Raw genomic sequence first — 12778 nt, forward strand, 5'->3', positions numbered from 1 at the left:
ATGGAATTTATTCGAGAATATGCGGATTGGTTCTACCTTGTAGGTGCTGTCCTTTTCATCTTAACCTTACGTGGTCTTTCAGGCCCTAAAACTGCGATTGCTGGTAACCGTTACGGTATGATCGCTATGGCGATTGCGGTAATCACCACATTCTTTGTCGCAGATCATCCTGTTGTATGGATGATTGGTGGTGCAATGGTGTTGGGTGCAATTGTCGGTATTGCACGTGCACGTACAGTTCCAATGACACAAATGCCAGAAACAGTGGCGTTGATGCACTCACTTGTCGGTTTGGCTGCGGTATTAATTGCAATTGCTGCAATTTTACATAATAACCAACTGACTGCTTTGTTTGCACAAAACGAATCTGCTTTAACCGCTGCTGGTGTACAGCATGCGCATATGAGTAAAGTTCATTTATTTGAATTATTCGTCGGTTGCTTCGTTGGTGCGATTACCTTTACTGCATCTGTATTTGCTTATGGTAAGTTAGCTGCAAAGAAATGGGCAAAAACCATTTCAGGTGCTTGGGTTAAACCTGTTCAAGCGATCATTTTTCTGGCTATGCTGGCGTGTGGTGTGTATTTCTTTACCACAGGCAATATGCAAGCATTCTGGGCAATGACTGCACTGGCATTGGCATTTGGTTGGGTTTGGATTGCACCAGTCGGTGGCGGTGATATGCCAGTGGTGGTTTCACTACTGAACTCATTCTCTGGCTGGGCTGCGGCAGGTATTGGTTTTACACTTGAAAACAACATGCTGATTGTTGCGGGTTCGCTGGTGGGTTCATCAGGTGCGATTCTGTCTTACATTATGTGTAAAGCAATGAACCGTTCAATCATCAATGTATTGTTTGGTGGTGCGATGGGTGGTACGGCTGTAGCATCGGTTGATAAAGGTGAGCAAGTTCAACGTAATTACCGTTCTGGTTCTGCGGATGATGCGGGCTTCTTGATGTCGAATGCGGACAGCGTTGTGATTGTACCGGGTTATGGTATGGCGCAAGGTCGTGCACAAAACGCAGTGAAAGAATTGTGTGAAATCTTGAAAGAGCAAGGTGTAACGGTTCGTTTTGCAATCCATCCAGTTGCAGGTCGTATGCCTGGTCATATGAATGTATTGTTGGCGGAAGCTGATGTTGCATATGAAGACATCTTGGAAATGGACGAGATCAACTCTGATTTCCCAGCGACTGATGTTGTACTGGTAATTGGTGCGAATGACGTTGTTAACCCAGCGGCTAAAGATGATCCAAGTTCACCAATTTATGGTATGCCGATTCTTGAAGCACATAAAGCACGTACCATTATGGTAATCAAGCGCTCTATGGCAACAGGTTATGCAGGTTTAGACAATGACTTATTCTACAATGACAAAACCATGATGATTTTTGGTGATGCCAAGAAAGTTGTTGAAGAGATGACAAAAGCAATCAATGGTGGTGGGCACTAAGCCGCTATCGGATTAAATCCACCCCAATCCTCCTTTGATAAAGGAGGGAGTCTAACCGCCTTCGGGCGGTTTTTTATTTAAGCAATTTTAATGCTATGATTTTGATAAAATTGACTGAATAAAAATGATGAATCAACCATTTAAAATAATCTGTAAAAGCTTGGGCATCTATCTGGCATTTTCCTTGTCTATAACGCATGCACAAGTTTTTGAAATTCAAGATGGCTCGAAACACTATGATGCCGTAATTGATATTGCATGTGAAAAAGATGAGTGTGGGGCTAAGGCTGAAGTAAAACTATTAAAAAAGGGCAGCAAAGCGGTATTTCAAGTATTTCACTCTGATGAACTGACCATGTATTTGGACGAAAAGTTTAAACCGAGTGTTAATGTTATACAGCTTTATGGCGAGCAAAGCCCTTTGATTTTTGATGATTTTAACTTTGATGGAACAGAAGACCTCGCAATTAGAAACGGCAATTATGGTTCTTATGGCGGTCCTGTGTATGACATTTATGTATTTAATCAAAGCAAGAATAAATTTGTTTTAAGTCAGGAACTGTCTGTACTCACTCAAGAAAATTTAGGTATGTTCGAGCTAGACAAAAAGCGCAAACGTATCATCACCTTTAATAAAAGTGGCTGTTGCTACCATATTCGTTCTGAGTATCAAGTTGTACCTAGAAAAGGTTTATTGCTGGTTCGAGAGTTTATTGAGGATGCAACCTCACCACAAGGTGATCAAGTTGAGGTTACAGATCGCAATCTGGTCAATGGAAAATGGAAGGAAAAGACCAAGTATTATCCAACTGCAAAATATTATGCTCAGTAGTCACAATTTACCTCGTATCGCTATTCTGTATTGACATCGCTATATGATGTAAATCAACAGATGCTAAATTGTGGGGCAGAGTAAGGCTTTATGAATAGAACAACTTCTTTACATTGTGATGTTAAATTGTAAGCATAAAAAAGCCCATCCAAAGATGAGCTTTTTTAATTAAAACTGAAACTTAGTGAGGAATATGTTCTTCATCTTCAAATTCAGGTTTAACTTGTACGATAAAGTCTTGACGGTTAAGACCACGCCACAATGCAAATGCGGTACCAATATAGATTGAAGAATACGTGCCTACAAATACACCAATAAACATGGCAACTGAGAACCAGTGTAAGCCATCACCACCCAAGAACATCATTGCAAGTACAACCAGCAATAATGTCATCGAGGTATGAATGGTACGTTTTAAGGTTTCAGTTAAGGCAATATTCACAATTTCTAACGGTGTTGCGCCACGAATCTTACGGAAGTTTTCACGGATACGATCCGATACAACAATGTTATCGTTTAACGAGAAGCCGATTAAGGCAAGAATAGCCGCTAAAACAGTAAGGTCAAATGGCCATTGCATCATTGCAAAAATACCAATCGTTACGATCACATCGTGCAGTAATGAAAGCACTGCACCAACTGCAAGTTTAAACTCGAAGCGAATGGTCACGTAGATCAGCATAAGCAGCATCGCAAGCGCTACAGCACCTGCAGAGCGTAAATATAGCTCATTACCGACTTGACCACCGACAGAGTCAACTTTGTGAACAACAGCAGTGTTATTCGGCAGTTGAACTGCTTTGGTGATGGTATTGCTTAAGTCTTCAACTTTAAGGTCTTGCGCTGGCATACGTACAATTAAGTCTTTATTTGAACCTAATGTTTGTACAACTGCATCTTTAAAGCCAGCTTTATCCAAATTAGAAATCACGTCTGCTGGTTTTGCCGCATATTGATAGTTCAATTCTGCAGAAACACCACCAGTAAAATCTAAACCAAGATTTAAGCCTTTGGTTGCAATAAAGAAGATACTTGCAATGGTCAAAAGGATTGAGATGATTGCCGCTGGTTTGGCAATCTTCATGAAATTAATTACATGCTCATCATCAGGGCGACCATATTTCTTTTTCGGTTGAGTCACATCAGTCATCTTCGATCTCCTATATGCTCAACTTATTCAAGTTACGTTTTCTGCCATATACCAATTGGACAATTGCACGTGTTACTGTAATTGCAGTAAACATTGAGCAAATAATACCAATCATCAGCGTTACAGCGAAGCCTTTGATCGGACCTGTACCAATAGCAAACAGAATAAATGCAACCAAAAATGTGGTTAAGTTTGAGTCGAGAATGGTGTTATAGGCTCGATCATAACCGGCAATAATGGCTTGTTTGGGCGAGGCGCCCCAGCGCATTTCTTCTCGTATTCGCTCACAGATCAGTACGTTGGCATCGACCGCCATACCAATGGTGATTACGATACCGGCAATACCTGGCAAGGTCAGTGAAGCCCCGATCCAAGACATGATGGTGAGAAGCATTGCCAAGTTAATCACTAATGCTACATCAGCAATTAAACCAAATAGACGGAAGAACACGATCATCCAGATTGCAACAAGCAGGAAACCAACTTGCGTTGATAATACGCCTTTATCGATGTTCTCTTGTCCCAAACTTGGACCAACAACACGTTCTTCTACAAAGTACATTGGTGCAGCTAAAGCACCAGCACGTAACATCAATGCAAGTTCAGCTGCTTCTTGAGGAGAATCTAAACCAGTAATACGGAAAGATGAACCTAAAACCGCTTGAATATTTGCAGCATTGATTACCACAGATTCAGTATATGGGGTACGAACTTCTGTCATTGCACCTGTAACTGGATCAGCAACAGAGGTGATTTTTTGTTTATTTTCAATAAACAAAACCGCCATACGTTTGCCAACAGCAGTACGGGTTGCATCTGACATCAACTTACCACCAGCAGTATCTAAAGTAATATTTACTTCAGCGCCACCACTATCTTGGCTAAAACCGCTTGATGCATTTTGTACACGTTCACCCGTAAGGATACGGCTGCGATTTAATAACAGTTCACGACCACTGTCCAAAGATTCGTAAGCAAAAACTTCAGTACCAGGCGGTAAAGGTTGACCATTATATTTACCTGTGAAACGGTCAATATATTGATCATTTAAATCAGACACTAAACGGAATTCAAGGTTTGCAGTACGCCCCAAGACACGTTTAGCTTCGGCAGTATCTTGTACACCAGGCAATTCAACCACAATACGGTTGCTACCTTGGCTTTGTACCAATGCTTCAGCTACACCTAACTCATTAATACGGTTACGTAAAGTGGTTAAGTTTTGGTTGAGTGCATAAGATTGAATATCTTGCTTGGTCGCATCGTTATAGGTCAACTTAAGCGTAGAACCTGTATCCGTTGCTAAAGCTTGTTGATTGAACTTATTCCCATCACGACGTAAAAAGTCCATTACCGCTGCACGGTCATCATTATTTGCAAACTGAATCGTAATGGTATTGTTGTTCAATGAAAGACTATTAAATTTAATCTTATTGTCACGGAACTCACGACGTAAGTCTGTTGCTGAGGTTTCCATACGTTGTGCAATAGCTTTGTCCATATCCACTTCAAGTAAGAAATGAACACCACCACGTAAATCCAAACCAAGCTTCATTGGCTTAGCGCCAATTTTTTGCAACCACTCAGGTGTGGTTGGTGCAAGGTTTAATGCAACGGTATAGTTCTCACCCAAACCTTTGCTGAGGACATCTTTTGCTTTTAACTGTGCTTCAGACGTATTTAAACGTAGAAGGGCAGCATTGTTGGTGAAGGTATTATCATGACTGCTAATATTTTCACTTTTTAAAATTTGCTCTGCTTTTTGTATGACAGACTGATCAATTGTGGTACCAGCCTTGGCACCAGAAATTTGAACAGCAGGTTCGTCAGGATACAAACTCGGCAGCGCATATAATGTACTGATCACTAGTACCACTAGAATCAATATATATTTCCATGCAGGGTAACGCATTCGCTTTCTTCTTAAAATGAAAAAGTCGTGCTAAGTGCACGACCGTTTTATGATTAAAGGTTATTTAATGTGCCTTCAGGGAGTACTGAAATAACACTTGCACGTTGAACTTTGACTTCATTTCCTTTGCTTAATTCAACCACTGCAAAGTCGCCATCAATTTTTAGGATACGACCCATTAAGCCGCCTGCAAAGACAATTTCACTGCCAACACCTAAGCTTTCGATTAAAGTACGGTGTTCTTTTGCACGTTTTGCTTGAGGACGCCAGATGAGAAAATAAAAGATTGCAACAAATACTACAATCATCAATATGTTTGCCATCATGCCTGGGCCTTGTGCAGGCGCTGCTGCAGCGTGAGCAGAAGAAATAAATAAGCTCATTCTAATTTCCTAATGTTAAAAATTATCTGCCATTTTCATGGCTTTTAAATTGACTTGTTCAGCAATTTACCTTGTCTTGGGTTTCAGCGCAAATACTGTTGAATTAATCTTCAATTCAACTTTATATTGGGGCATTAGTCAGCAGGACAAGGAGGAACTTCTAAACCGCGACGTTGATAGAAATCAGTCACGTATTCATCAAAAGTTCCCTGATCTAAAGCATCACGAATATCTTGGGTAAAACGTTGGTAATAACGTAAATTGTGGATCGTGCCCAACATCGAACCGAGCATTTCACCGCATTTTTCTAAATGGAATAAATAAGCACGGGTGAAGTTGGTACAGGTATAACAGTCGCAATGTGGATCCAGTGGGCTTTGATCATGACGATATTGGCTGTTACGAATCCGAACCAAACCATCGGTAACAAAATAATGACCATTACGTGCATTTCGAGTTGGCATGACACAATCGAACATATCGACACCGCGACGAATTGCTTCAACGATATCTTCTGGTTTACCCACACCCATCAAATAACGTGGTTTATCTTCTGGCATTTTTGCAGGCAGATAATCCAAAACTTTGATCATTTCTTCTTTGGGTTCACCGACAGATAAACCACCAATCGCAAAGCCATCAAAATCAATTTCTTTAAGACCGTTTAAAGACTCTTCACGAAGGTCTTCATACATGCCGCCTTGAATGATTCCAAACAATGCATTTCTATTTTTTAAAACATCGTGATGCTGAGTCTTACAACGCTTCGCCCAACGTAATGACAGTTGAAGCGATTTTTGTGCTTCTTCATGGGTTGCTGGGTATGGCGTACATTCATCAAAAATCATCACAATATCTGAGTTCAATGTATGTTGAATATCCATTGAAATTTCAGGAGATAAAAAGACTTTTGAACCATCAATAGGTGAGCGGAAAGTCACCCCTTCCTCTTTGATTTTACGCATAGCACCCAGACTGAATACTTGGAAGCCTCCTGAATCAGTAAGAATCGGTTTGCCCCATTTCATAAACTCATGCAAACCGCCGTGTTCACGGATAACATCTAGTCCAGGACGTAAGTAAAGGTGGAAGGTATTGCCTAAAATAATTTGTGCTTTGATATCTTCGATATCGCGTGGCAACATGCCTTTAACTGTGCCATAAGTTCCCACAGGCATGAACACAGGTGTTTCAATCACACCATGTTCTAAAGTTAAACGACCACGACGAGCACGCCCCGACTGACCTAATTTTTCAAACTTCATAAATAACCTAAATCTGGCGAAAAAACAGTTCGCTGATTGATAATTGCAAAAAGGGGGCTATTTTCCCTGATTTTATGGTCGAATACCAGTCATGTTGTTTTTCATAATGTTAAATTTAAAATTATTGATTTAGCGGCTTGAACATCAATAGATTGATAGGAGAATCATTTTTTATCGTTGAATAATTATTTTTTGAATATCAAGGTATTATTTTTATGCAGCTCAAAAGCGAATAGTGGTTCGCTTTTGAGCTTAGATTTGGACAAGATAGAAAATTAGTCTTTTGCCTTACGACCGATAATGATCAAGGCGATAACTCCCAGAATCATGATGAATATTCCATAATGATTCCAAAAATTACGCTGCATTTTATTTTCTTGGTATTCAGGATTTTTACTTAAGGTTGAAATGACATCATCAGGTAATTCATAAAAAGTATCTGGTTCTGCATCGGTCATGCCGACCAAGGTGCAGTCCCATGTTTTGACATCTGCCCATAAGATTCCAAAGTGACTACATTTATATCCTGCATTTAAACTTTTAAGATCTTCGTATTGACTTAACACTTCTTGTGGAAACGGGCCAACTTTAAACATTTCATCGCCTGTATTAAAAACTAACAGGCCTTTCGCTTGAGCAGGGGCTTGCCAGAGAAAACACAGACATAACATCATGAATAATTTTTTTAACATTTGATTTACTCCAATCTTTAGATTGTCTTTTTATTAAGTTGATCATTTTTAGTTGATCGTTTTGTTCTAAAAATAGTCATTTTTTAGCGGTTTGAAAATATCAGAAAATGATCGAAATGTCATTTTTTATGTTGAAAATAAACAGGATTATGGCTGAATTTTTATTCAAATTTCCACATGGTGATTTAGGCGATATGTTTCGAGTCAAATATACTCAATCGCCATAATCGATTCCTGATCATGGCTTTAAAGCTGATCCAAAAAAATTGTTGAATTTATCAAACTGATTTAGCACTTGTTCAACCTTGGCAATCCGTTGTTCTAAACTTCCTGTTAAAGCGATGTATGGAATCCGACGTTGTTTGAGATCCGCAATAATTTGCTGATGAAAAATAGCTCTTTTTTGGGGACCGCTACGATCCCAAGTGTCGTCATAAGCAATATCATCTTCACACAAGAAAAATAAGTCATAGCGCTGTGCATTTTCGAGTGCAAGTTGTTTGAGATGCTCAGGTAATCGGCCATGATAATCCATACAAAACATCGCTGTGGTTATCGCGTTGGTATCTACAAATAAATAACGGTTCGCATCTAAAGTGGCTTGATCTTCATAGGCGATATGACGATCTGCAATAATGTTGAAATCCTCAAAACCGATACGACGATCAACTTGGTGAGTTTCCCAATATTCACGCCCATATTCTGGGGCAAAAGTGGTTGCATACTTTTTCGCAAGCGCTTCAACCAGAGTCGACTTGCCTGTAGACATGGCACCGACAAAGGCGACTTTGCTAATCAAATCTGCATAGACACAGTTGGGGATAAATTTCCGATTTTGAAAGGCATTTGCTCGAATCATTGTAGCGGAGATCGGCACCTGTAGACGTGACTCATCCACTCTACGATCAATTGCATTGAGTGCAGTGCTGACATGCTCACCATAAAATTCACTACTATAAAAATGCGAAATTTTCACGCCATTGAGCTTTTGAATGATGTAATTTTCTTGTTCTATTTCAAAAGCCCGATCATTGGAATAACCCTCAGGCCCATCCCATGCCTCAATCACATGAATTTGAGGAAATAAATCTCTGATCCATTGGGCGCGAATGTTTAAGGGGATAGTTGTAATTGAACTTTGATAGATCAATACATACAGCTCATCTACCTCTTGTAATGCTGTTTCAAATACATGCATATGACCTGCATGTAAGGGTGCATATTTACCGAGTGTCAGTCCGATTTTTTTCATAGTTTTTAAATTCAATAGGATGAGTTTGAATAGTTTTGTGCAAGTTTGTTCCAGTTATAGTAGCCATAGATGGCATTGATCAGAAAGGCCGACCACATCAATAACATCATTGCACCATCACCACTACCATCAAGGGTTCGGATCGCCCACATTAAAATACTGAAGATATTTAAAGTAATATAAAACCACCATTGCTCTTTAAAACGCAGTAGCATCAAAATCGTTGCTGTGATTGCAAGAATATTGGTGGTTGCATCTATATAAGGCGTATTTTGAGAGGGAATTTGGGCAAGCAGATAACCGAGTATCGCAATACAACCTATATTGCTCAGGATGATCAAAATCAAATACGCCTGCCGAAGGGTATAGGCCTGTTGTAATTGTTTCTCTTTGGTATGTTTCTGCCAAAGTAGCATGCCGATCAAAGCGGTTGGGACAAAGAACAAGAGATTCAGTCCCATTTCGCCATAAAGGCCGTTGTTATAGCAAATCCATGCATAAGCACAGCTATTAAATAAACCAAAACTATAATTGAGAATATTGCCTTTTGCTGCCAATACCACACAGAGAATTCCACTGAGTAATACCACGAAATTAAACCATGTATCTTGTTGAACTAAAGTAATGATACAGCCGATGAAAATAAAACTAAAAAGCCAAACAATTTCAAATACATTCCAGTTTTTGAAAAGAAGGCGAAAGGAATGGTTGGAAAAGATTTTCAACATAGGGTTTGTAATTCTAAGTAATGCTGCTGGTGTGATTTGCTGGTAATTTATACTCGATTTAAATCCTACAGACGATTTGAAATTTTAGTTTAATCGCATGCAAGGGCTGGATTGTTGACCATTGTTTTAACAAGCTTGTTGATAAATCCATTGCCAGTATTTGTTTTTTACGTATTTATTCAAGTAATGTTTGATCAAAGAACCTTCCCAATATTTCTTTGAGACTAGCGTGTTTTTTGCCGCTACGTCGTTACGAACTACTCATTTAGAATGACTAAATGTCGTATTTCGTGCCTAGTATCGCCTAAAAAACACATGTAGTCGCAAACTTAGACGAATTGTCTACAGACCCTAATTAAAATTAGGCTTGTAATCAAAATTCTGAGTGACCACATTGTCGGAAAATGGACGAATTGTTTTCTTTGCCAAAGTAATGGTATTGATCATATTGTTTGGAAAAATTTCGATGGTGTTATTAAATTCTTCAACATTACGGTTAAAGATGGTGATTGCTGCACCGACATTTTCATTTTGTTCTTGAATATCATCCATCATTTTTGCATACAAAGTATCTGCTTTTAGTTCAGGATAATTTTCAACCACCACATTTAAACTTTTCATTAAATCTTGATTGAGTTTTTCAACATGTTGTAATTGAGAAACATCAGTATTATTTAGATTTAGATTCAAAATTTGCTGACGTAACTCGGTCACTTTTTCCAAAGTTGATTTTTCAAACTGTGTATATTGCGCCAAAGTTTGCTCTAAAGTTTCCAGTGTTTTTACTTTCTGGCGTTCAAAGTTGGCAACTTCAGCCCATGCGCGTTGTGTCGCATTGAAATAACGCACAATGTTATTTCTGACCAGAATACCCCAAACGATCAGAACAATAAAAATCCCAATAAATATGATTATACCCATTTTGATTATTCCTTTTGATTTATGAAATCAAGTTTAGCATGCACTGTTTAAATTTTTCATATTCAGGCATGGTTAATGTTCTTAAATGTCCACGAAGTGCTGAAATATCCTGAAGCTTTTGTTTTTTACGACGAATGCGAAAGAGATCTTGATCTCCCATATAGCACAGCATATTTTCTTCAAAATGATAAACAATATCACCTGAATAGTGTTGAAAAAAATCACTTAATTTTAAGGTGATACTTGGACTAATGGTACGGGCAAGTTGATGTTGATCATAGCCAAAAATATATAAATTTTGACTGACCAGAATATCCGCAGTTTTCCATATTTGGGTATAGGGCGGAATAAATTCATGATGTTTATTACTGGCGGCAAAGCCGAGGGCGGGCAATTGAAAAATAAAAGCACCCCATTGGTTTTTATGAGTTTCCTTAATTATCTGTTTTTCACCCTGGGTATTGGGCAGTGAAAACTCATCGACATAATGATACTGAAATAACATCACATGATGTTCTTGTTCACCATCAAACCATTTGGTGGATGCAAATTGTTCAATCTCATTCAACACATTGCCTTGCGAAAACAACGGAAAACTTTGTTTTAACTTACTCATGACCAAAAAGCTATTGCTTGTTGTGGAGATATGACTTGGGGTTTTATTAAAATCTAATTCGTAGCGGAGAAACATCATGCGCTGTTCTAAAAAATTGATGACTTCATCAATTGGATCGCTTTGCTCATAAATTAAATAAGCAGCAAAACAGCATAACAAGGCTGCTAATAGACTCAGTGGGTAGGGAATATAGTGATGAATCAGCCAACCAAAAATTGCAGTCAGTACCCCAATCATAAACAGCAGTCTGGGGATGAGGTTATGAAAAAATAATTCTCTACATTCTCCCCACGGATGTAAGCCATCTAAAATATCTTGTGCAGATTGAGCCTGTTGTCCAATTTCCCAAAGCCGAGCGATATTGCGCATCACATGTTTATTTTTTCTTGTGCGTAGGTGAAGTAATCGCTCAACGGTTTCTATAGGCATGGCAAATAATCATGATTGAAGTCTATTAAAGTTCGAATTCCAGATTGATCAGTATGCGATAAATTATTGTATCGACAAAGTAAATTGTTTATTTTTCAACTTTATTTGTCCCATAATGAGGCTGGACTTCTTGTAGAATGGTGATCAGTGAATCTTTAAGCTGTTCATAATCAGGCATGTTCATGCTTTCAAGTTGTGCAGCCAAATCATAGACAGTTTGAACTTTATCGACTTGCATTTGCGCTTTGGTAATATCTGTTTTAAACAGCCAGCACAAAGAAGGGCGCTGAGCTTGAACATAAAAATCACCTTTAAAATTAGCCATGGCTTGATCAAGCATTAATACATGATTTGGTGTGAAAAATTTGGCAAGTTGCATTTCATTTATGCCACTTAATTGGTACTGATTGTCGAAACGAATATCCCCACTTGACCATTTTACCCCAAGACGGCAGGCTCGATTTTGTTTAGATGAAATACTGATACCTTGAGCAGGGAAGTTTTCTAGGATAATCCCCCATAAATCATAATGACGATATTCAGTCTTTTTCTTGCCTTCTGAATCACGAGTTTCGATTTCATCCACATAATGATAATTAAACAGCATATATGGATAGTTGATGCCGTTGACCTGCCAAGCGCCATAAATGCAATGACCAATGGTATTTTCATGATCCCCTAAACCAAATAATGGGAAATTATAGGGAGACTCAATATTTTCATCGAAGGCATTGGGATAGAAGCGAATTTGATATTTTGCTTCTAGGTTCTTTTGATGAGCATCTTCAACCAATTGATTGAGTGCTTTTGTCGAAGTGCGCTTATAGAAAGCAAAAGCCACACTCGCACCCGCAACCAGTAAGAGTATCGGGTGGGTAAAAATAGCCAGTACAAATAAGCCAATCGCAATCGTAATAAAAAGCCAAAACGTATAATTTTGAATAGACAGACTCGGATCATCTTGCCAATTCTTTAAACTTGCAATGATCTGTTCAAAATCCTGATTTGACGAGAGTAACTGATTGATCGCATGGATATTGTGCTGAGTCTTGCCATTGTTGGCGTGTTGTTGACTAAAGGCATTTTGAATTTTTGTCAGTAAATCATTCATCTTTATTCATTATTGTAGCAAGTGCTTAGATG

Annotated in this window: 12 protein-coding genes; 2 read left to right on the top strand and 10 right to left on the bottom strand. The window is 38.7% G+C overall.

The features are described from left to right. Both AC07WY_RS09695 and AC07WY_RS09700 read left to right on the top strand, forming a co-directional pair. The gene (locus AC07WY_RS09695) at positions 1–1455 is read left to right on the top strand and encodes an NAD(P)(+) transhydrogenase (Re/Si-specific) subunit beta (protein ID WP_151801647.1); all 1455 of its coding nucleotides are present in this window, start codon (positions 1–3) and stop codon (positions 1453–1455) included. A gap of 124 nt (positions 1456–1579) precedes the next feature. Next, positions 1580–2287, top strand: a complete 708-nt coding sequence (locus AC07WY_RS09700) for an XAC2610-related protein (protein ID WP_494736274.1) — start codon at positions 1580–1582, stop codon at positions 2285–2287. A gap of 181 nt (positions 2288–2468) precedes the next feature. On the opposite strand, the gene secF is transcribed toward AC07WY_RS09700, so the two are convergent. The 10 genes from secF to AC07WY_RS09750 all read right to left on the bottom strand — a co-directional run bounded on the left by secF (position 2469) and on the right by AC07WY_RS09750 (position 12746). Then, positions 2469–3437: a protein translocase subunit SecF gene (gene secF, locus AC07WY_RS09705; protein WP_004723159.1), complete on the bottom strand. Its 969-nt coding sequence runs from the start codon at positions 3435–3437 to the stop codon at positions 2469–2471. 10 nt (positions 3438–3447) lie between these two features. Then, a complete protein-coding gene (gene secD / locus AC07WY_RS09710; protein WP_004723158.1) occupies positions 3448–5349 on the bottom strand; it encodes a protein translocase subunit SecD in 1902 nt (633 codons plus the stop codon). 53 nt (positions 5350–5402) lie between these two features. Continuing rightward, positions 5403–5732 (bottom strand): preprotein translocase subunit YajC, encoded by a 330-nt coding sequence (gene yajC, locus AC07WY_RS09715; protein WP_004723156.1) that lies wholly within the window; start codon positions 5730–5732, stop codon positions 5403–5405. A 134-nt stretch (positions 5733–5866) separates the two neighbouring features. After that, complete coding sequence (gene tgt / locus AC07WY_RS09720) at positions 5867–6997, bottom strand: tRNA guanosine(34) transglycosylase Tgt (RefSeq protein ID WP_004723155.1); 1131 nt, start codon at positions 6995–6997, stop codon at positions 5867–5869. Between the two features lie 275 nt (positions 6998–7272). Continuing rightward, the gene (locus AC07WY_RS09725) at positions 7273–7689 is read right to left on the bottom strand and encodes a hypothetical protein (RefSeq protein ID WP_056514982.1); all 417 of its coding nucleotides are present in this window, start codon (positions 7687–7689) and stop codon (positions 7273–7275) included. Positions 7690–7927: 238 nt separating this feature from the next. Then, positions 7928–8941 (bottom strand): AAA family ATPase, encoded by a 1014-nt coding sequence (locus AC07WY_RS09730; RefSeq protein ID WP_494736275.1) that lies wholly within the window; start codon positions 8939–8941, stop codon positions 7928–7930. Positions 8942–8952: 11 nt separating this feature from the next. Then, positions 8953–9669: a nicotinamide riboside transporter PnuC gene (gene pnuC, locus AC07WY_RS09735; RefSeq protein ID WP_494736276.1), complete on the bottom strand. Its 717-nt coding sequence runs from the start codon at positions 9667–9669 to the stop codon at positions 8953–8955. A gap of 351 nt (positions 9670–10020) precedes the next feature. After that, positions 10021–10590 (bottom strand): LemA family protein, encoded by a 570-nt coding sequence (locus AC07WY_RS09740; protein WP_419335066.1) that lies wholly within the window; start codon positions 10588–10590, stop codon positions 10021–10023. A 19-nt stretch (positions 10591–10609) separates the two neighbouring features. After that, a complete protein-coding gene (locus tag AC07WY_RS09745; RefSeq protein ID WP_096733038.1) occupies positions 10610–11635 on the bottom strand; it encodes a hypothetical protein in 1026 nt (341 codons plus the stop codon). Between the two features lie 88 nt (positions 11636–11723). Then, the gene (locus AC07WY_RS09750) at positions 11724–12746 is read right to left on the bottom strand and encodes a hypothetical protein (RefSeq protein ID WP_494736277.1); all 1023 of its coding nucleotides are present in this window, start codon (positions 12744–12746) and stop codon (positions 11724–11726) included. Positions 12747–12778 lie beyond the last annotated feature (32 nt).

The sequence above is a fragment of the Acinetobacter sp. GW821-FHT01C12 genome, from assembly GCF_059422625.1.

What these genes read in the sequence shown, in the direction of transcription:
- AC07WY_RS09700 (WP_494736274.1), top strand. Translation starts at nt 1,580, where the DNA reads ATGATGAATCAACCATTTAAAATAATCTGTAAAAGCTTGGGCATCTAT.
- AC07WY_RS09725 (WP_056514982.1), bottom strand. Translation starts at nt 7,689, where the DNA reads ATGTTAAAAAAATTATTCATGATGTTATGTCTGTGTTTTCTCTGGCAA.
- pnuC (WP_494736276.1), bottom strand. Translation starts at nt 9,669, where the DNA reads ATGTTGAAAATCTTTTCCAACCATTCCTTTCGCCTTCTTTTCAAAAAC.
- yajC (WP_004723156.1), bottom strand. Translation starts at nt 5,732, where the DNA reads ATGAGCTTATTTATTTCTTCTGCTCACGCTGCAGCAGCGCCTGCACAA.
- secD (WP_004723158.1), bottom strand. Translation starts at nt 5,349, where the DNA reads ATGCGTTACCCTGCATGGAAATATATATTGATTCTAGTGGTACTAGTG.
- AC07WY_RS09745 (WP_096733038.1), bottom strand. Translation starts at nt 11,635, where the DNA reads ATGCCTATAGAAACCGTTGAGCGATTACTTCACCTACGCACAAGAAAA.
- AC07WY_RS09695 (WP_151801647.1), top strand. Translation starts at nt 1, where the DNA reads ATGGAATTTATTCGAGAATATGCGGATTGGTTCTACCTTGTAGGTGCT.
- AC07WY_RS09750 (WP_494736277.1), bottom strand. Translation starts at nt 12,746, where the DNA reads ATGAATGATTTACTGACAAAAATTCAAAATGCCTTTAGTCAACAACAC.
- AC07WY_RS09730 (WP_494736275.1), bottom strand. Translation starts at nt 8,941, where the DNA reads ATGAAAAAAATCGGACTGACACTCGGTAAATATGCACCCTTACATGCA.
- secF (WP_004723159.1), bottom strand. Translation starts at nt 3,437, where the DNA reads ATGACTGATGTGACTCAACCGAAAAAGAAATATGGTCGCCCTGATGAT.
- AC07WY_RS09740 (WP_419335066.1), bottom strand. Translation starts at nt 10,590, where the DNA reads ATGGGTATAATCATATTTATTGGGATTTTTATTGTTCTGATCGTTTGG.
- tgt (WP_004723155.1), bottom strand. Translation starts at nt 6,997, where the DNA reads ATGAAGTTTGAAAAATTAGGTCAGTCGGGGCGTGCTCGTCGTGGTCGT.